The organism is Streptomyces sp. NPDC002588 (assembly GCF_040295925.1).
In the GTDB taxonomy this organism is placed as follows: domain Bacteria; phylum Actinomycetota; class Actinomycetes; order Streptomycetales; family Streptomycetaceae; genus Streptomyces.
The window spans coordinates 122281-141908 of the sequence record NZ_JBEOWF010000024.1; the positions used below are offsets into that span (position 1 = coordinate 122281).

The 19628-nt window shown below is 72.5% G+C and carries 17 protein-coding genes; 12 read left to right on the forward strand and 5 right to left on the reverse strand.

Going from position 1 to position 19628, the window contains the following annotated elements:
• The first annotated feature begins 100 nt into the window (after positions 1-100).
• Together ABT057_RS26800 and ABT057_RS26805 are read left to right on the forward strand one after the other, a co-directional pair.
• The gene (locus ABT057_RS26800) at positions 101-1081 is read left to right on the forward strand and encodes an expansin EXLX1 family cellulose-binding protein (protein ID WP_352346138.1); all 981 of its coding nucleotides are present in this window, start codon (positions 101-103) and stop codon (positions 1079-1081) included.
• A 24-nt stretch (positions 1082-1105) separates the two neighbouring features.
• Positions 1106-1774 carry a pyridoxine/pyridoxamine 5'-phosphate oxidase gene (locus tag ABT057_RS26805; RefSeq protein WP_352346139.1) on the forward strand — a complete coding sequence of 223 codons (669 nt, stop codon included), beginning with the start codon at positions 1106-1108 and terminating at the stop codon, positions 1772-1774.
• Positions 1775-1811: 37 nt separating this feature from the next.
• Here ABT057_RS26805 and ABT057_RS26810 read toward each other — a convergent pair whose 3' ends face one another.
• From ABT057_RS26810 to ABT057_RS26820, 3 genes are all read right to left on the reverse strand, one after another.
• Positions 1812-2672, reverse strand: coding sequence for a GNAT family N-acetyltransferase (locus tag ABT057_RS26810; protein ID WP_352346140.1), 861 nt, complete (start codon positions 2670-2672; stop codon positions 1812-1814).
• 51 nt (positions 2673-2723) lie between these two features.
• Positions 2724-3326, reverse strand: a complete 603-nt coding sequence (locus ABT057_RS26815; RefSeq protein ID WP_352346141.1) for a GNAT family N-acetyltransferase — start codon at positions 3324-3326, stop codon at positions 2724-2726.
• 106 nt (positions 3327-3432) lie between these two features.
• The gene (locus ABT057_RS26820) at positions 3433-3846 is read right to left on the reverse strand and encodes a Zn-ribbon domain-containing OB-fold protein (RefSeq protein WP_352346142.1); all 414 of its coding nucleotides are present in this window, start codon (positions 3844-3846) and stop codon (positions 3433-3435) included.
• Positions 3847-4083: 237 nt separating this feature from the next.
• Here ABT057_RS26820 and ABT057_RS26825 point away from each other — a divergent pair, with 237 nt between their 5' ends.
• The 5 genes from ABT057_RS26825 to ABT057_RS26845 all read left to right on the forward strand — a co-directional run bounded on the left by ABT057_RS26825 (position 4084) and on the right by ABT057_RS26845 (position 12025).
• A complete protein-coding gene (locus ABT057_RS26825) occupies positions 4084-5685 on the forward strand; it encodes a subtype B tannase (RefSeq protein ID WP_352346176.1) in 1602 nt (533 codons plus the stop codon).
• Between the two features lie 246 nt (positions 5686-5931).
• Positions 5932-7131 carry a flavin-containing monooxygenase gene (locus ABT057_RS26830; RefSeq protein WP_352346143.1) on the forward strand — a complete coding sequence of 400 codons (1200 nt, stop codon included), beginning with the start codon at positions 5932-5934 and terminating at the stop codon, positions 7129-7131.
• 122 nt (positions 7132-7253) lie between these two features.
• Entirely contained in the window at positions 7254-8747 is a 1494-nt protein-coding gene (locus ABT057_RS26835; RefSeq protein ID WP_352346144.1) for a flavin monoamine oxidase family protein, read from the forward strand.
• A 178-nt stretch (positions 8748-8925) separates the two neighbouring features.
• On the forward strand, positions 8926-11151 hold the full coding sequence (locus ABT057_RS26840) for an acetate--CoA ligase family protein (protein WP_352346145.1): 2226 nt from the start codon (positions 8926-8928) through the stop codon (positions 11149-11151).
• Between the two features lie 94 nt (positions 11152-11245).
• On the forward strand, positions 11246-12025 hold the full coding sequence (locus ABT057_RS26845; protein ID WP_352346146.1) for an enoyl-CoA hydratase/isomerase family protein: 780 nt from the start codon (positions 11246-11248) through the stop codon (positions 12023-12025).
• Between the two features lie 13 nt (positions 12026-12038).
• Here the strand turns inward: ABT057_RS26845 and ABT057_RS26850 are convergent, their stop codons facing one another.
• Entirely contained in the window at positions 12039-12950 is a 912-nt protein-coding gene (locus ABT057_RS26850) for a hypothetical protein (RefSeq protein WP_352346147.1), read from the reverse strand.
• Positions 12951-13039: 89 nt separating this feature from the next.
• On the opposite strand from ABT057_RS26850, the gene ABT057_RS26855 reads away from it, so the two are divergent.
• The 3 genes from ABT057_RS26855 to ABT057_RS26865 all read left to right on the forward strand — a co-directional run bounded on the left by ABT057_RS26855 (position 13040) and on the right by ABT057_RS26865 (position 14730).
• Positions 13040-13636, forward strand: coding sequence for a flavin reductase family protein (locus ABT057_RS26855; RefSeq protein ID WP_352346148.1), 597 nt, complete (start codon positions 13040-13042; stop codon positions 13634-13636).
• 65 nt (positions 13637-13701) lie between these two features.
• Positions 13702-14319 (forward strand): hypothetical protein, encoded by a 618-nt coding sequence (locus ABT057_RS26860; protein ID WP_352346149.1) that lies wholly within the window; start codon positions 13702-13704, stop codon positions 14317-14319.
• Positions 14320-14379: 60 nt separating this feature from the next.
• Positions 14380-14730, forward strand: a complete 351-nt coding sequence (locus ABT057_RS26865; protein ID WP_352346150.1) for a hypothetical protein — start codon at positions 14380-14382, stop codon at positions 14728-14730.
• A gap of 35 nt (positions 14731-14765) precedes the next feature.
• Here ABT057_RS26865 and ABT057_RS26870 read toward each other — a convergent pair whose 3' ends face one another.
• Positions 14766-16076 (reverse strand): MFS transporter, encoded by a 1311-nt coding sequence (locus ABT057_RS26870; RefSeq protein WP_352346151.1) that lies wholly within the window; start codon positions 16074-16076, stop codon positions 14766-14768.
• Positions 16077-16147: 71 nt separating this feature from the next.
• Here ABT057_RS26870 and ABT057_RS26875 point away from each other — a divergent pair, with 71 nt between their 5' ends.
• Positions 16148-17179: a GlxA family transcriptional regulator gene (locus tag ABT057_RS26875; protein WP_352346152.1), complete on the forward strand. Its 1032-nt coding sequence runs from the start codon at positions 16148-16150 to the stop codon at positions 17177-17179.
• 93 nt (positions 17180-17272) lie between these two features.
• Complete coding sequence (locus tag ABT057_RS26880; RefSeq protein WP_352346153.1) at positions 17273-19606, forward strand: sensor histidine kinase; 2334 nt, start codon at positions 17273-17275, stop codon at positions 19604-19606.
• The last annotated feature ends 22 nt before the right edge of the window (positions 19607-19628 follow it).

The following is a 19628-nucleotide window of genomic DNA, read 5'->3' on the forward strand; positions in this document are numbered from 1 at the left end:
GGCAACCTTTCCGTATCCGGCGGCGACCGACGAGACGAAAGCTCTGTCCGTCCGCAGGACTTGCAGGTCGTGCTCCGCCGAACCGCGTAAGGACTCATCCGTGGCATCCTCCTCGCACCGCCGCCGTACCCGCCCCGAGCGCCGCGGGCCACGCACCGCCGCGATCTCCGTGGGGGCCGTCGCAGCCGTGGCGCTGGTCGTGTCCCTGGTCGTCGCCTTCCGCCCGGACGGCGGGACGGCCGCCGCCGCCGGAGCGGACAAGGTCAGGCCGGTCGCGGGGGCGGAGGCGAGCGTCTCCCCGACGGCGACGGACCCGTCCTCGTCGTCGCCGAGCCCATCGCCCTCGTCCTCCGCTCCGAAGCCGAGTCCGAGCACGAGCACGAAACGCCCCTCGGCCACCCCGACCAGGGCATCGGCGCGCCCGGCCGCCACGACCGCCGCCCGGAAACCGTCCTCGACCGGCTCCCTGGCCGGCCGCATCGCCCCCGGCAGGACCTACACGGGCGTCGCCACCTCCTATGACGTCGGCAACGGCGACGGCGCCTGCTCCTACGGCCCGACCTCCGACGTCATGACCGCGGCGATGAACACCGCCGACTACGAGACGTCGAAGGCGTGCGGGGCGTACGTGTCGGTCACCTCGGGCGGGAAGTCCATCACGGTCCGCATCACCAACGAGTGCCCCGCGCCCTGCCAGGCAGGCCAACTGGACCTCAGCCGACAGGCGTTCGCCAAGCTCGCCCCCCTCTCGGCGGGCCGCATCCCGATCAGCTGGAGCCTGCTGAGCCCCGCCACGTCCGACACGATCTCGATCCGCTACAAGACCGGCTCCACCCAGTACTGGTGCGGCATCCAGGCGATCGGCCACCGCAATCCGCTGGCCCGGCTGGAGGTCCGCACGGGCAGCGGCTGGGTGGCGCTGCCGCGCACCGAGTACAACTACTTCCTCTCCGAGCAGGGCACCGGGTGCGGCGGCGCGATCAGGCTCACCGACATCTACGGGGAACAGCTGACGGTTGAGGGAATCGCCGTACGCGCGGATGCCGTACAGCCGACGAAGGTCCAGTTCGCCAAGCGCTGATCGTGGAGGCCGGATACTCGACGTATGGCCACCGATCTCCATGAACTGCTCAAGTCGCTGCGGGTGTGGGACCCGGAGGTGACCGAGCTGCCGCCGTTCGACACGGCGGCGGCGCCGGACGACCCGCTGACGCTGTTCACCGACTGGTTCGCGCGGGCGGTCGCGGCCGGGCAGCGCGAGCCGCACACGATGACCCTGGCCACCGCCGACGAGGACGGCCTCCCGGACGCCCGCATCGTGATGCTGCACGGCGCCGACGCGGGAGGCTGGTCCTTCGCGACCCACGCCACCAGCCGCAAGGGCCGCCAGCTCGCCGCCCGCCCGTACGCGGCCCTCACCTTCTACTGGCCCGTCCTCGGCCGCCAGGTCCGCGTCCGCGGCCCGGTCACGTCCGCGCCCTCCGCGGAGGCCCAGGCGGACCTGCACGCCCGCTCGACGGGCGCCCTCGCGGCGGCGCTGACCGGCCGCCAGAGCCGGCCCCTCTCCTCCCCGGAGGAACTCGCGGAGGCCTCACAGGCCGCCTGGGAACAGGCCCGGGCCGATCCGACCGCCGAGTCCCCGACCTGGACCCTGTACCACCTGCGCCCGGACGAGGTGGAGTTCTTCCAGGGCGACGCACGGCGACAGCACGCCCGCCTGCTCTACCGCCGACGCACGGACTCGGACTGGGAACGGGGTCTGCTGTGGCCTTGATTCCCACGGCGGCCGGTGGTCCGGGTGGCGAAGACTCCTACTCCTCGAACCCGTACACCGCGAAGTCGGCCACCGGGCGGTAGCCGATCCGCTGGTACAGGCCGTTGCTCGTGGGGTTGGCGAGGTCGGTGAAGAGGAGGACCTCGGCGGCTCCGGCGGCCCGTGCGGCTCGGCTGACCTCGGTGGTCACCGCGCCCGCGTAGCCCCGGCCGCGCAGTTGCGACGGCGTGTAGACGGTGGACACCCGGACCTGCCCGGCGACCTCCGGCGCGGCGGAGGCCAGGGAGACGGGCGTGCCGTCGGGGGTCTCCCAGAAGGCGGCGCCGCCGTGCGAGATCCGGGAGTCGGCCCAGGCACCGCTGTCCTGGAGGCCGGGCTCGCCGATGCTCTCGCAGAACTCGTCGTACCAGCGGGCGAGTTGAGTGCGGTCGGCGGCGGTGGCGATACGCGCGGCTCCGTCGGGGACCGGCTCGGGGGGTGTCAACTTGCCCAGCCGGTAGAGGCGTTGGCTTCGCTGGCGACTGGCCTCGACGCCCGTGTGCCGCTGCCACGCCTCCGCGAAGGCCGTGGCCGTCCCGCTCTCGGCAAAGACCCCGGGCAGGCGGTGTCCGGCGGACGCGAGCCGGGCGGCGAGGGCGTCGGCCTGCTCCTCGGTGAGCGGGGTGAGGTTGATCCAGTACGGAGGGGTGCGCAGGAACACCGCGCCGACCTCGCCGCCCGTCTCCAGCGTGCCGAACACGGGGTCCTCCTCGCCGAAGACGTGCGGGCCCCGCCGGCGCAGGGCGTCCGTCACGGTGAGCGGGACGCTGTGCAGCGCGGGCCGGGAGGCGAGGAAGTCCCCCGCCCGGTCGAGGAAGGCGTCGAGGTCGTGGGTGAGGTGCCAGTCGTCAGGGCGCATGGCCCGCATGATGGCCCAGGACAGACCTTCACCACCCGTGATTTATCCCGCTCACGGAGCCTCCGGCTCCGGGTCCGTCCTGAGGCGTCCATGGCGGTGGACGTCGCGGAAGGCGTCCCTGCGCCCCGCCTCCCACATCGCGCCGCGCAGCGTCCCCTCGTAGCGGAATCCGCACCGCTCGGCGACCCGGCAGGATCCGCCGTGGCCGAGCGCGTGACCGAGTTCCAGCCGGTGCAGACCCACCTCGTCGAACGCCCAGCGCGACGCGAGCAGCAGGGAGCGGGTCGCGACGTGCCGGCCGCGCGCCTCGGGCAGCACCCAGTAGCCGACGACGGCGTGACTGAACAGGTGCTCGATCGCGTTGACGGCGATCTGCCCGAGGATCGTCCCGTCGGCGGCGTCCGTGACGCAGAACGCCATGGCGACCCCGGCCGCCATGTCCGCGGCCTTGACCTCCAGGGACTCCCGGGCGCTCGCCGTGTCGACGATCGTCCGCAGCGGGGTGTTCCAGCGCTGGAACTCGGGGTCGAGATGCCCGCGCAGCCACGCGTCCACGTCGGCGGCGGACTCGGGGTCCCAGGGCCGCAGCGCGAGGCCGTGGCCGTGGAGACCGGTGGCGAGGGGGACGGGATGCGGCTCGCGGATGTCGGTCATCCGGCCATTCAACACCTCGTTGCCGCAAGGCATGCGGTCTCCTGCACGAACGCGGCGGAGGGGGCCGAGGGGGCGGCGGAGGGGGCGGAAGGGGCCGACCGGACCGTCACCCGTTCCCGGCCGTCCGGAACACAGGTACCCCTTCCCGGAAGGCCACCGCCAGTTCCATCCCCGCCCGCGGATCCGCCACTTCCACGAGTTCCGTCGACATCCGGGGTCCCTCGGCGAGGTCGACCACCGCGGCGACGTACGGCGTCCGCTGCCCGAACGGCGGCAGGTCGTTGCGGTGCACCACGGACCAGGTGTAGAGGGTCGCCCGGCCGCTCGCCTCCTCCCAGGTCACGTCCTCGCTCCAGCAGGACGGGCAGAACTCGCGGGGATAGTGGTGGGCCCGCGCGCACCCCCCGCAGCGCCGGATCAGCAGCCGGCCCTCGGCGGCCGCGTCCCAGTACGCGCGGGTGAAGGCGTCGGCCTCGGGGAGGTCGTACCGCGCGGTGCTCTTCTTCTCCTGCGCACCCATGGATCTGACGGTACGTCAGGCAATCCGTTCCCGGAAGCCCGCGCGTTCCCGAGGCGATTCCGACGCCGTTCCGATGAGAGAACCCTGTGCCTTCGCGATGAAGCTGTGGGTCGTCCATGAATGGCCGCAGATTGTTGGCAATTTTGTGCGCAACCCGGTTAGCTTCGCAGACGCAAGCCACAGGCAGCGAGGGAGCGAACCGTGAAGCAGAGGGCAGTCAGGCGCAGGACCGTGGTGATGGGGCTCGGAGCCACCGCCGGCATCGCCGCGGCGGGCGGCATCGCGCTGAGCGCACAGGCCTCCGAGGACACCTCGCCGTCGTCCTCCTCGTCACCCTCGGACTCGCTGGTGTTCGACCCGGACGCCTACACCGAGCTGACGACGACGGTCACGGACACCGACGGCGACGAGCACACCGTGAAGTACCACTTCTGGAAGGCGATCACCTACGTCGCCGACCCGGTCGACGCCACCTACCAGAGCCTGGTCGTCAGCGTGCCCGTCGAGATCGACGGCACCGCGGTCGACGCGAGCGACGCGCCGATCCTGTTCGCGAACTCCGTGGGCGGCTACATGCCCTCCTCCGTGGCCGACGCCACCGGCATCGGTGCCGGGGGCATGTCCGGCGGCGGCGCCCCGAGCGGTGCGCCCACCGGCAGCGCCGCGCCCAGTGCCTCCGCCTCCGCGGCCTCCAACGCGAACGGCAACACCAACGCCACCGGCGGCGCCACGGCCTCGAACCAACTGCTGGCTCTGGCCGCCGGTTACGTCGTCGTCGAGCCCGGCGCCCGCGGCCGCACCCTCAAGAACTCCGACGGCGAGTACTACGGCGTGGCCCCCGCCGTGATCGTCGACCTCAAGGCCGCCGTCCGGTACGTACGGGCCAACAAGGGCCGTATCCCCGGCAACACCGACCGGATCGTCTCCGCGGGCACCAGCGCGGGCGGCGCCGTGTCCGCGCTGCTCGGCGCGTCGGGCGACAGCCCGCTCTACGACAAGTACCTGAAGGAGCTCGGCGCGGCGGACGCCTCCGACGCGATCTTCGCGACCGGCGCCTGGTGCCCGATCACCGACCTGGAGCACGCCGACGGCGCCTACGAGTGGAACTGGGGCACGAACGCCCTCCAGACCGGCAGCCAGGTCGACCAGACCGTGTCGAAGGAACTCCAGTCGCAGTTCGCCGAGTACCAGGCCTCCCTGAAGCTCAAGGGCCTCGGCGGCTTCGGCCGGCTGACCGCCCGCAACTACGACGAGTACCTGGTCAAGCAGTACCTGGAGCCGTCCGCCGCCACCTACCTCACGGCCCTGTCGGACTCCGACCGCGAGACCTACCTCGCCTCGAACACCTTCATCACCTTCGAGAACGGCAAGGCCGGCTTCTCCTGGGCCGACTTCCTCACCCATGTCGGCGCCCGCAAGAAGAGCACCCCGGCCTTCGACGCCTTCGACCTGTCGACAGGCGAAAACAATGAATTCGGAACGGGTACGACCGAGGCCCGCCACTTCACGGCGTACGGCCAGAAGAACGACACCACCGGACTGACGAGCAAGCGCCTCGACGGCGACATCCCCGAGCTGTTGCGCCTGATGAACCCGATGTTCTTCCTGGTGGACAAGCCCAACCAGGGCCGCACCAGGCACTGGTGGATCCGGCTGGGCACCAACGACTCCGACACCGCCCACACGGTCTCCGCCAACATCGCCGCCGCCGCGCACGGCCTCGGTGACGATGTGAACCACCTCTACTATTGGGACCAGGGCCACGGCGCCAACACCGACCCCGGCGACTTCATCGAGTGGATCGCGAAGGTGACCGGTCACAGGAAGAGTGGGAAGTGACCCTTCCCGGGCGGAACCCTGGGACCCCTGAACGCGGCGGCGTCCGTTTCCCGTCATAGTCACTGACGCCGTCGCCCGCGACGCCTGGCCCAAGCGCACCTGGACCAGGCGTCGCACCTGTTTCCGCACAACCGGGTGAAGTACGTCACCGGTTCCACACACATCTCCCCCAAGCGTGATCGATCCGCAACCAATTCCGGGCTTGACCGAGACCCATCAACCCTGTGCGTGATTACGCTCGCGCTCATGGAAGACTCCGCACCACCCGCACCGGCCCCCGCGACCTCGGTGATCACCTCCGCGAACCCCGCGGACCGCCCCGTCTACGTCGTCGGCGGCGGACCCGGCGGCCTCGCCACGGCATATGCCCTGCGTGCCCAGGGGATCCGTGCCGTGATCGTGGAGAGGGCCGACGGCGTCGGAGCGTCCTGGCGGCGCCATTACGACCGGCTGCATCTGCACACCACCCGCCGGCTCTCCGCCCTGCCGGGGCTGAAGATACCCCGCCGGTTCGGGCGCTGGGTGGCCCGCGACAACGTGGTGCGGTATCTGGAGAAGTACGCCGAGGTGCACGAGCTGGAGATCGTCACCGGAGTCGAGGTCTCCCGGATCGAACGCACCCCCGACGGCACCGGCTGGCTGCTGCACGCCACCGGCGGCCGCGAACTGACCGGCTCGGCGGTCGTCGTCGCCACCGGCTACAACCACACCCCGTACCTGCCGGACTGGCCCGGACGCGAGGAGTTCGCCGGCGACCTCGCGCACGCCGCCGCCTACCGCACGGGCAAGGCGTACACCGGCCGGGACGTCCTCGTCGTCGGCGCCGGCAACACCGGCGCGGAGATAGCCGTCGACCTGGTGGAGAACGGCGCCTCGCGGGTGCGCCTCTCCGTGCGGACCGCCCCGCACATCGTCCGCCGCTCCACCGCCGGCTGGGCCGCCCAGTACACCGCGATCCTCGTCCGCAGGCTGCCCGTCGGCCTGGTCGACCGGCTGGCCCGCCCGATGGCGAGGCTCAGCGTGCCGGACCTGTCCGCGCACGGCCTGCCGCGCCCCGGCACCGGCCTCTACAGCCGGGTGAAGGAGGGCGCGATCCCGGTGCAGGACGTCGGTCTGATCGACGCCGTGCGCAAGGGCCGGGTGGAGGTCGTGGCCGCCGTCGAGAGCTTCGAGGACGGCGGCAAGGTCGCCCTCGCCGACGGCACCCGGATCTCCCCGGACGCGGTCGTCGCCGCCACCGGTTACGTCCGCGCGCTGGAGGGCCTGGTCGGACACCTCGGCGTGCTCGACGAGCGCGGCCGCCCGCTCGCCCACGGCCCGCGCACCCCGAAGAACGCGCCCGGCCTGCACTTCACCGGTTTCACCACCCCCATCAGCGGCACCCTCCGCGAGCTGTCGATCGACGCGGAACGGATCGCGAAGGCCGTGAGACGCCAACTCCGTTAACCGCTGCCCTAGTTACTCGTGTGTCAGATGTGACGAGAGCGTTGTCGCGCGCCCTCGCACGGCGCCAGAATGTGAGCCCTGTTCACCTTCCCGGCACCACCCCCTCTCTACGGAGGACGCACGTGGCAAGTGAAAGACAGCTCTCCCGCCGCTCCCTGCTCGGCCGCACCGCCGCCGTGGCCGCCGGTGCGACCGCCCTGACCGCGACCGCCGCCGGATCCGCGTCCGCGGCGGCCACCCGGGACGTGGACGTCGTGATCGTCGGCGCCGGTCTCGCCGGCCTGACCGCGGCCCGTGACCTGGTCGCGGCGGGGAAGACGGTCGCCGTCCTGGAGGCCCGCGACCGCGTCGGCGGCCGGGTCCTCAACCTGTCCCTGGCGAACGGCGGGGTGACCGAGGGCGGCGGCGAGTTCATCGGCCCCACCCAGGACCGCATCAAGGCGCTCGCCGACTCCCTCGGCGTGGACACGTTCGCCACCTACAACACCGGCAAGAACCTCCTCTACAAGGACGGCAAGAAGACCCCCTACGCCACCGACGGCATCCTCGGCTCGGTCCCGCCGGTCGACGCGGCCGGGCTGGCCAACGCGGCGATCGTGCAGGCCTCGCTGGACGACATGGCCAAGACCGTCCCGGTGGACGCGCCCTGGACCGCGGCCAAGGCCGAGGAGTGGGACCGGCAGACCTTCGAGACCTATCTGCGCGCCAACGCCGTGATCCCGTCGGCCAAGTTCCTGCTGGACGTGGCCTGCACCTCGATCTTCTCGGCCGAACCCCGCGAACTCTCCCTCCTGTTCGTCCTCTTCTACATCGCCGCCGCCGGCAACGAGTCCACCGCAGGCACCCTGGAGCGCCTCACCGAGACCGCGAACGGCGCCCAGGAACGGCGCTTCGTCGGCGGCTCCCAGCAGGTGCCGCTCAAACTCGCCGCCACGCTCGGCGACCGGGTCGTGCTGAACGCCCCGGTGCGCACGATCTCCCAGTCCGGCTCCCGGTACGTGGTGACGGCCGACGGCATCACCGTCACCGCCAACAGGGTCGTCGTCGCCGTGCCCCCGCCGCTCGCCGCCCGGATCTCCTTCGCGCCCCTCCTGCCGGCCGGCCGCGACCAGCTCACCCAGCGGCTGCCGATGGCCTCGGTCGCCAAGGCCATCGCGATCTACGACACCCCCTTCTGGCGCGCCGACGGCCTCAACGGCCAGGTCGTCAGCGACACCGGGGTGGTCAGCTCCACCTTCGACAACTCCCCGCCCGACGCCTCCTACGGCGCCCTGATGGGCTTCATCGAGGCCGACGAGGCGCGGGCGTACGACGCGGCGAGCGAGGCGGAGGTCAAGGCGGCCGTCCTCAAGGACTACGTGACGTACTTCGGCGAGAAAGCGGCCTCCCCCACCTCCTTCGTCCTGCAACGCTGGAACAACGAGGCCTACAGCCGCGGCGGCCCCGTCTCCATCGCCGCTCCCGGCGTCCTGACCCAGTACGGACCCAACCTGCGCAAGCCCGTGGGCGGCATCCACTGGGCCGGGACCGAGACCTCCACCTACTGGATGGGCTTCATGGACGGAGCGGTGCGGTCGGGCGAGAGGGTGGCGAAGGAGGTGCTGGCGGCGCTGTAGGACCGCTCTCGACGGCTCCTGAACGGCTCCAGGGGACCACTCCTGGCGCACGGCCCGGCTCTCCAGGTCTGGACCTCGTCCGTCGTTTCTGTGTGCACGACCATTCCTGACACTCCGTCAGTTATGTAACCTGACAGTTCGTCAGTTACTTGGCAGTCACACAGGAGCGGGCGGACCGATGCTTGGATCAACCCACGGCACCCTCACCACCGACTCCCGCCGGGCCCGGGTCATCGCATGCGGTGAACAGCCCGGACCCGCCGTCCACGGGCGGCCGGCCGACGTCGACGATCTGGACGTCGGCGGCCGCCCGCTGTATTCGACCGTCCCCGATCTGGACCGGTTCTTCCGGCCCGAGTCGGTCGCGGTCATCGGCGCCTCGGACACCGAAGGACGCCCGAACACCGGTGTCACCCGGCAGCTGGTGGGCTGGGCCGAGCGGGTGGGGGCACGGCTGCATCCCGTGCACCCCACCCGCGAGTCCGTCTTCGGCATCCCCTGCGCCGCGTCGGTCGCCGAACTGCCGGAGCAGGTCGACCTGGCCGTCCTGCTGGTCGCCGACCCGCTGCCCGTGATCGAGCAACTGGCGGAGGCGAAGGTGAGGTTCGCGGTCGTCTTCGCCTCCGGATTCGCGGAGACGGGCGAGGCGGGCGCGGCGGCCCAGGCCCGGCTGGCGGCGGCCGTGGAACGCTCGGGCATCCGCCTCCTCGGCCCCAACACCAACCTGAACGCCTTCGAGCACTTCCGGGAGGACCTCGAGGGCCCGTCGATAGCCCTCATCACCCAGTCCGGCCACCAGGGCCGCCCGGTCTTCTCCCTCCAGGAGCTCGGCATCCGCCTCTCCCACTGGGCGCCGACCGGCAACGAGGCCGACCTGGAGACCGCCGACTTCCTCTCCTACTTCGCCGAGCGCCCCGAGGTCGGCGCCATCGCCTGCTACGTCGAGGGCCTCAAGGACGGCCGGGCCTTCCTGCTCGCGGCCGACCGGGCGGCCCGGCGCGGAGTCCCCGTGGTCGCCGTCAAGGTGGGCCGCACCGAGACCGGCGCCCGCACCGCCGCCTCCCACACCGGCAAGCTGACCGGCGCGGACGAGGTGGTGGACGCGGCGATGCGCCAGTACGGGGTGATCCGCGTCGACGGCCTGGACGAACTGCAGGACACGGCGACCCTGCTGGCCCGGGCCCGCCCTCCGCGGGCGGACGGCGTGGTCGTGTACTCCATCTCCGGCGGCACCGGCGCCCACGCCGCCGACCTGGCGACGGCGGCGGGCCTGCATCTGCCGCCCCTGTCCGCCGCCAAGCAGGCGGAGCTGCACCAGTGGATCCCCGAGTACCTGAACGTGGCGAACCCGGTGGACAACGGCGGGCACCCGGTGGGCGACTGGCGCGGTCGCAAGATCATCGACGCGATCCTCGCCGATCCGGCCGTGGGCGTCCTGATCTGCCCGATCACGGGCCCCTTCCCGCCACTGAGCGACCGCCTGGTGCAGGATCTGGTGGACGCGGCGGAGCAGACGGACAAGCTGGTGTGCGTGGTGTGGGGCTCCCCGGTGGGCACCGAACCGGCCTACCGCGAGGTGCTGTTGGGTTCCTCCCGGGTGGTCACCTTCCGCTCCCTCGCCAACTGCATCACGGCCGTCCGCGCCCATCTCGACCACCACCGCTTCGTGAGCGCCTACCGCTCGCCCTTCGACCAGGCCCCGCGCACCCCGTCCCCGTCCTTCCGCAAGGCGCGCATGCTGATGCGGCCGGGCCAGCAGCTGAGCGAGCACGCGGCGAAGCAACTGCTGCGGGCGTACGGCATCCGGGTCCCCCGCGAGCAGCTGGTGACCAGCGCGGCGGCGGCCGTACGGGCGGCGGGACTCGTCGGCTACCCGGTCGTCATGAAGGCGTCCGGCGCGCAGATCGCCCACAAGACCGAGCTGGGGCTGGTGAAGATCGGCCTGACCTCGGCGAGCCAGGTCCGCGACGCCTATCGCGAGCTGACCGACATCGCCCGCTACGAGGGCGTCGCGCTCGACGGCGTCCTGGTCTGCCAGATGGTGGAGCGGGGCGTCGAGATGGTGGTCGGGGTGACCCATGACGACCTGTTCGGTCCGACGGTCACGGTGGGCCTCGGCGGTGTCCTGGTGGAGGTCCTGCGCGATGTCGCCGTGGGCGTGCCGCCCTTCGGGGAGGACCAGGCGCGTGACCTGCTCGGCCGGTTGCGCGGGCGGGCCCTGCTGGACGGTGTCCGGGGCCGGCCCCCGGCCGACGTGGACGCTCTGGTCGAGGTGATCCTCCGGGTCCAGCGCATGGCCCTGGAACTCGGGGACGACCTGGCGGAACTCGACATCAACCCGCTGGTGGTACTGCCACGGGGACAGGGAGCTGTGGCCTTGGACGCGTTGGCGGTGTGTCGCTGAGATGAACATGCCTGCTGAAATGAACATGCCGGATTACCCCCGTAAGTCGGCATCACCCGGAACCACCGAGAAGCCGGAAAGTTCCACTTCCTCATTGATACGGCACACCACTGACAATCACGTCTCGACCCTCACCCTCAACCGCCCCGAGGCCCTCAACGCCATCACCCCCGACCAGCGCGAACGCCTGATCCAACTTTTTTCCGAAGCCTCCGCCGACCCCGACGTGCGGGCCGTCGTGCTCACCGGCACCGGCCGCGGCTTCTGCACGGGAGCGGACCTGCGGGGCGGGTCGTCGACCGGCGAGCGGGTGGCCGGCGACGTGGCCCGCACCCTCCGCCTGGGCGCCCAGCGCCTGATCGCCGCGGTCCTCGACTGCGAGAAGCCGGTGATCGCGGCGGTGAACGGCACGGCGGCCGGCCTGGGCGCGCATCTCGCGCTCGCCTGCGACCTGGTCCTGGCCGCCGAATCGGCCCGGTTCATCGAGGTGTTCGTCCGGCGGGGACTGGTTCCGGACGGCGGCGGGGCGTATCTCCTCCCCCGTCTGATCGGTCCCCAGCGCGCCAAGGAACTCATGTTCTTCGGCGACGCGCTCACCGCGCCGGACGCGGAACGCCTGGGGCTGGTCAACCGGGTCGTCCCCGACGCCGACCTGGACAAGACGGCCCGCGACTGGGCGACCCGCCTGGCCGCAGGCCCCACCCGCGCCCTGGCCCTCACCAAACAGCTGGTCAACGCCTCCCTGGACACCGACCGCGGCACGGCCTTCGCGGCGGAGGCGGCGGCGCAGGAGATCAACATGACGACGGCGGACGCGAAGGAAGGAGTGGCGAGCTTCGTGGAGCGGCGGGGAGCGCGGTTCAGAGGCCGGTAGGGACGGGCAGAGGTCAGCCGGCCGTCCGCCTCAGGATCCGCAGATCCCCCGAGTCCGGGTCCCCGACGAACACGAACAGCTCGGGTGCGTGCCCGGTGCCGCCCACCGCCCAGGACGTCTCGTCCCCGCACCCGCTGCCTGCACCGCTGCCGGACGCGAGGCGTACGACGACGCGGTCCCGCTCGCCGGCCGCGTCGCCCTCCTCGAAGCCCCAGGTGCCGCTGCCGTCGCACACCCCCGCGTTCTCCCTCACCGCGGGCAGCGCGGCCGCCTCGGCCCGGCCGCCCCCGAGCAGCCTCAGCTCCGCCCCGCCCTCGCCGCGCCAGACACCGGTGACCTGGGCGGCGGACAGCCGCGGAGGCTCGTACTCCTCCACCAGGCCGGTGACCGTGGCCAGCACCCCGCCCGCGAAGGTGAGCACGAACAGCGCGACGGAGACCACCCCCGCGCGCCACCAGACACCCCAGGTGCCGAGACTCCGCCCTCGCGCGTACGCCATCGCGAGGACGGGCAGCACACCGAGCCCCGCGAGGACGAGGCCGGTGGTGACGAACGGCCGGTCCCACAGGGCGGCGGCCACCGCCGCCCACGCCGCCCCGACCAGCGCCGCGCCCACGAGATGCCGGGCCCGGACCGGCCATCGGAGCCGGCCGAGGGTGCGGTCGGCGAGGACGGCGCCGGGCAGCACGTGCACGAACGCGTGCAGCACACCGAGCACGGGCAGATACAGGGGCGCCAGGACGACCAGGCAGGCCATGCCCCAGGCGATGGATGCGCCGTAGTCGTCCTGGGCGGTGGCGGAGACGTACCACACCAGGAACACCGCCGGCAGCTGCGCCGCCCCGGCCGCGGCGGCCGCGGTCGTCTCGGCCCCGGCAGGTTCCAGCCATGCCCTCGTACGCGCGTCACCCTGCCGTTCCCCCATGACGAAAGCGTACGCACGCGCGTGACGGGGCCTTCCGGGCCCCGCTCCCCTTCCCATCTGACATGACGTCAGCTTCAATGGTAGGCGTGATGGGACATGCGGGGATGGCGGCCGCCGCCGTCCGTTATCTGAGGGCGGGCCCGGTCGAACCGCTGCCCCGCCCCGAACTGCGCTGTGTCCGCGAGGACGAGCGGGCCCCGGTCGACCAGGCCGAATTCCGGCGTGTCCTGGGCAACTTCGCGTCGGGCGTCACGGTCGTCACGGCCCCCGCCGCCGACGCGGCCGACACCGGCTCCGCCGGTCCCGCCGGCTTCGCCTGCCAGTCCTTCTCCTCCCTCTCGCTCGATCCGCCCCTGGTCGCGTTCATGGTCGCCCGCACCTCGACGACCTGGCCGCGCATCGCCCGCGCCGGCGTCTTCTGCGTCAACGTGCTGGGCGCGTCGCAGGCCGGACTGTGCCGCGCGTTCGCGAGGAGCGGCACGGACAAGTTCGCGGGCGTGGCCCACACCCCGTCCCCCGTCTCCGCCTCTCCCCTCCTCACCGGGGCCCTGGCCTGGATCGACTGCACGATCCACGCGGTCCACACGGGCGGCGACCACCTGATCGTCGTGGGCCGTGTGGACGCTCTGGGGGCGACGGACGACGACGAGCCGCCCCTGCTGTTCCACAAGGGCCGCTTCCTCTGAGCCCCGCCACGACATCGGCGGCGCGGCTGCGCCGTGCTGCCGGGCGCCGGACCTGCACTGCCGTCGTGTCCCTGGCCGCGCTCGGGGCGCTCGGCTCGGCACACCCCGGCACGGCCCTCGCCGCCGGCTTGTCCCCGTCGTCGCCGGCCGCCGACTACGCCCCCGTCACGGAGACGGTCAAGGGCAGGGTGGGGGACACCGTCGTGGTCCGGCTCGGTGTGACGAACCTGGGCCCCGGTTCCCCCGCCGGCGACACCGGATCCTTCGCGGTCGTACCGCCGCCAGGGACCACCGTCACGTCCATTCCCTGGGAGGGGGACGACGACGATCGGAAATACTCCTGCCGGCCTCCGCAGGACGAGGACAACCACTTCTTCCTGTGCGACTCCTCGCCATCGGCCGGATCCTCGTTCACCATCGGCTTCCACATCCGCATCGACAAGCGGATCCCCGGCGCCAAGGGCTCCGTCACCGCGTACGGTCCGAACGACCCCGTGCCCGGCAACGACCGTGCGGCGATCCCCGTCGAGGCCGCGCCGGCGCCGCTCTGGCGGTGGCAGAACCCGCTCTGGAACTGGCACCGCTGGGCGCTGGCGGCAGGCGGACTGGCCCTTCTGGCCCCGGTCGGATGGTTCGTCAGGAGACGGAGGCAGGACCGGCCCCGGATCTCCACCCTCCGATAGAGGCACCGCTCCTCCGCTGCGCCGACGACTCACCGACCGGCCGACGGAATGCTGTCGGCCATGGACATCACGTCGCTCACCGTCGCACTCAGCGTGGTCGTGATCATCGCGGCCGCCGTCCTCACCGCCTCCAACCAGCCTCCGCTGTGGGTCTGCCTCCTGGCCGGTCTGGGCTCCTGGCCCCTGAGCACCGTCCTGCTCGGCACGCCCACCCTCGCCTCCGCCGTCGGGAACGGCACCGTCAGCGCATGGGCCGTGCGGTTCACGGTCGCCGCCACCCTCACCACTGCCTCGAGCTTCTTCGGCGGCGGCGGGAACGGCGGAGGACGCGACGACTACCGCCCCACCGACGGTCCCGCGTCGGTTCGGCGACAGTCCGGGACGGGGACGCGGGCGCGCTCGGTCCGGTGAACCGGGTGCCACCGCGGCCCGTCGCGGAACGCCCCTCAGGCCACCGCCACCGCCCCGGCCGCCTCCCGCCGCCGGATCACCAACGCCATCAGCGCCGCCGCCGCGCACAGCGCACCCGACGCGTACCACACCATGTCGTAGGACCCGAAGACGTCCCGTGCCACACCGCCCAGGAAGGCGATCAGCGCCGCCCCGACCTGGTGGGAGGCGAGGACCCAGCCGAAGACGATCGCGCTGTCCTCGCCGTACTGCGCGCGGCACAGGGCGAGGGTCGGCGGCACGGTGGCGACCCAGTCGAGGCCGTAGAAGACGATGAAGAAGATCATCGGAGGGTGCACGGACGGGGCGAGGAACAGAGGCAGGAAGAGCAGTGAGACTCCTCTCAGCGCGTAGTACACCGCCAGCAGCCGGCGCGGCTCGAAGCGGTCGGTGAACCAGCCGGAGGCGATCGTGCCGACGACGTCGAACACGCCGATGACCGCCAGCAGGGAGGCCGCCGCGGTGACCGGCATGCCGTGGTCGTGGGCCGCGGGCACGAAGTGGGTCTGGACCAGGCCGTTCGTCGTGGCACCGCAGATCGCGAAGGTGCCGGCCAGCAGCCAGAACGGTCCGGTGCGGACAGCCCGCAGGAGGACCGTGACCGTCCGGCGCGCGGCGCCCGTCACCGGTGCGGGCTTCTCGACGAACTCCCGGGCCCCGTACGGCTTCTGCCCCACGTCCGCCGGATGGTCCCGCAGCAGCAGCCACACCAACGGGACCACGGCCAGGGCGGCCAGCGCGACCGTCACCGCCGCCGGGCGCCAGCCGTGGCGCGTGATCATCCAGGACAGCAGCGGCAGGAAGATCAGCTGGCCGGAGGCGGATGCCGCGGTGAGGATGCCGCTGACCAGGCCGCGGCGCTCGGTGAACCAGCGGTTGGTGACCGTCGCGGCGAAGGCGAGCGCCATCGAGCCGGAGCCCAGACCGACCAGCACACCCCAGCACAGCAGCAGTTGCCAGGCCGCCGTCATCCACACGGTCAGGCCCGAGCCGAGCGCGATCACCGTGAGGGCGACGGCGACGACCCGGCGGATGCCGAAACGGTCCATCAGCGCGGCCGCGAAGGGCGCGGTGAGCCCGTAGAGGGCGAGGTTGACGGAGACCGCCGCGCCGATCGTGCCGCGTGACCAGCCGAAGTCCTCGTGCAGCGGGTCGATCAGCAGACCGGGCAGGGAGCGGAAGGCGGCGGCGCCGATGATCGTGACGAAGGTGACGGCGGCGACGAACCAGGCGCGGTGGATGCTTTTACGGGTACGGGTGGGCTTCTGTTCCTCTATGGCTGCGGGAGCCTCGCTTGTCTGGGTCACGCCATAAAGGTTCCGATGTCCGGCTCCGGACAGCGAGTGGCCCGAAGGACAGCATTCGCTAGGATCGGGCCATGAGCCCTCGTGCCCGGACCCCGCACCGCGTCGTCGTCCTCGCCCTCGACGGCCTGCTCCCCTTCGAACTGGGGATCCCGCACCGCATCTTCGGCCGCCCCAAGGACGCCGCGGGCAGGCATCTGTACGAGGTCGTGACCTGTTCGATCCGGCCGCCGGGGCCGGTGCGGACCGACGCCGACTTCACGATCACGGTCGAGCACGGCCCGGAGGTCCTCGCCACGGCCGACACGGTCATCGTCCCGGCGTCGTACGAACTCGGCCCGGTCTTCGAGGAGGGCGTCCTCACCCCGGACCTCGCCGCCGCCCTCGCCCACATCCGCCCCGGCACCCGCCTCGCCTCCATCTGCACCGGCGTCTACGTCCTCGCCGCCGCCGGCCGTCTCGACGGCCGCCCCGCGACCACCCACTGGGCCGAGGCCGAGCACCTGCAACAGCTCTTCCCGCAGATCGACGTCGACCCGGACGTCCTCTTCATCGACGACGGCGACATCCTGACCTCGGCGGGCGTCGCGGCCGGCATCGACCTGTGCCTGCACATGGTCCGCCGCGACCACGGCACCGCCGTCGCCAACGAGGTCGCCCGCCGCACGGTCGTCCCGCCGCACCGCGACGGCGGTCAGGCGCAGTACATCGAACGCCCCGTCCCCGACCCCCAGCAGTCCGGCACGACGGCCGCCCGCGCCTGGGCCCTCGGCCGGCTGCACAAGCCGATCCAACTGCGGGACATGGCCGCGCAGGAGGCGATGTCCGTACGCACCTTCACCCGCCGCTTCCGCGAGGAGACCGGCGTGAGCCCCGGCCACTGGCTCACCCAGCAGCGCGTCGAACGAGCCCGCCACCTGCTGGAATCCACCGGCCTGTCCATCGACCAGATCGCCCGGGACGCCGGCTTCGGCACCGCCCAGTCGATGCGCCAGCACCTGCAGACGGCGCTCGGCGTCACCCCGACCGCGTATCGACGCACCTTCCGCACCGGGCTCGGCAGCGGCGAATCCGAGACCCACGGCGAGGCCGGCGCCCTGCGCTGACCGTCATGGGACGACGGTGGCGCAGTGGTTTCGCCGTGCCAAGATGCTTCTGCCCCCAAAGAGCTTCCGTCGAGTCGGAGTGCGAACGGAGTCATGCCTGAGACAGAGACGGTCCGCGACTGGCTGCTCCCGGCGGTGCTGGCGGCGGCGCAGCTCGGCTGGCTGGGGGTCGCGGGTCCCTGGCAGGACGGTGACGTCCCGGGAGCGGTCGCGACGGTGGCCGTCGTGTGCGCTCTCGCGGTGGAGACGGCGGCGCTCGGCCGGCGGCGGCGGACCCCCGTGCGCTCGCTGGCCTGGTCGATCGGTGCCATGGGGGTGGGCCTTGTCGCGTGGCGGAACGGCTACTTCGCCCTGGGTTCCCTGGTGTCCATGTACTCCGTCGCGGTCCGCTGCCCCTTTCCCCTGACCCTGCGGGCCGTCGCCGTCGGCATCGGCGCCGAGTGGCTTCTCTCCTTCGTCCAGGCGGGTTTCCGTACCGCGCCGCTGGCGGACTGGGCGGTCGCGGCCTTGGTGTACGTGCTCTGCGCGGGTCTCGGCGAGGCACGACGGCAGTGGTCCGCCGGGCGGCTGACCGCGGCGCGGCGCCTGGCGGGCGCGGAGGAACACCGGCGGCGGGCCGGAGAGAACGAACGGCACCGTCTCGCCCGTGAGCTGCACGATGTGAGTGCCCACCATCTGACGTCGGTGGTGGTCACCGTGGACGCGGCGCGCAGACTCGGGGGTACGAGGCCGGAGTTGACGGGCCAGGCCCTGGAGTTCGCGGAGCGTACCGGCGTCGAGACGCAGACGGCGCTGCGGCGGCTGGTGGGCCTCATGCAGGCCCCTGAACCACGCGAGGCCGAAGCGGTCACGGGCCGCGTCCAGGAGCTGGTCGCGGGATTCGGCCGGCTGGGCCGCCCGATCGCGACGGAACTTCCGCCGGACCTGACCGGTCCGGCGGGAGAAGCGGTGCACGGAATCGTGCGCGAGGCCCTCACCAACGCGATCCGGTACGCCCCCGGGGCGGCCGTGCGCGTCCGTGTGCTGCGCGACGGGGGGCGGTTGCTGCTGACGGTGGTCAACGACGCCCCGGGGTCGGCGGCACCACGCACGGCCGGCGACCTGGGATCGGGTCGTGGCACGGCAGGCATGAGACAGCGCGCGGCCGCGGTCGGTGGCGAGCTCTGCGCCGGTCCGACGGACGACGGCGGCTGGAAGGTCGAGGCGGTACTGCCGGACTCCGGCAGCAGCACCCGGACACCGGGGGGATGGCGGCGGGACCCGCTGCAGGAGCAGCGGCTGGTCGATCCCGCCCTCGCCTTCACCGCGGCGGTGGTGCCCGTCTTCTTCCTGCTCCTCGGGGCCGAGGACTGGAGCCGGCGGGCCGGACACGACGAGACCTTCGGCATCGTCCTGGTCTGCGCCCTGTTCGCCCTCCACGGCCTGCCGCTGTTGTGGCGGCGGCGGGCGCCCCTGGCTTCGCTCACGGGTGTCCTTGCTGCTTCCGCGCTCTGGCCGGTGGCGGCCACGCTGTCCCCGCTGTCGCCGAGGCTGTCCGCCTACTTCGCCGCCGGCCTGATCGCCGAGCCGTTCGCCGTGTACGCGTTGGGCGCCTACGGTCGCAGCGCGGCGCGTACCTGGTTCTGGGTGCCGGTGGCGGCGACGGTGAGTGCCTGTGTGCTGACCGTGTCGGAGGCCGCCGCCGGAGAACTGACGGGCCCGGAGTCTTCTGCGGGGCCTTCGTGGGCCGTCGGCGCGGTGGTGGCCGTGCTGTCGGGCATTCTGCTGGGCTCGTTGTTCGTGGCCCTCTGGGGCGCCGGTCTGCTGGTCCGCCGACGCCGGCTGCGGGTGCTGGCGCGGGACGATTTCGCGCTCGCCAGTTCGGCGTGGCAGGCGAGTCGGTCCGCCGGGGCCGAACGGCAGCTGCTGGCCACGCGGTTGGGCGATGCCGTGCTGCACCGCACGGAGCGTCTCGTGGAGCTCGCCCGGGCGGGGCGGGCGGACGACGTCGCGGCCGAAGCCCGCTCCGCTCTCGGCGCCATGCGTGAACTGCTGCACAGCCTGGACGTACCGGCGGAGCAGACCGTCGCGCCGGCGCCGGCGGCCGCCGACCTCGAGGCGCTGTGCGCTTCGCTGCGGTCGACGGGCCGACGGGTCACCTTCAGGGCGGGCGCGTCGGCCGCGGCGGGCATGGGGCCGGCTGTCGCCTTGTCCGTGTACCGCATCGTCGAGACGGCCCTCGGCGCCGGCGACCGGGAGCACGCCCGCATCCGTCTGCGCCGGCGGCGCGACACGCTGCACCTGACGATCAGCGGAGTCCGCCTCGCCGTCGTCGGACCGGTGGCCGAACGTCTGAAGGTGCAGGTGACCGCGGGAGAGGGGCGTCTCACGCTGGAACCGGCGGCCGGTACGGTCCGGGTCTCCCTGCCCGTCGCGTCTCTATCCTGAGATGCAGACGGGGTTCGTCCCC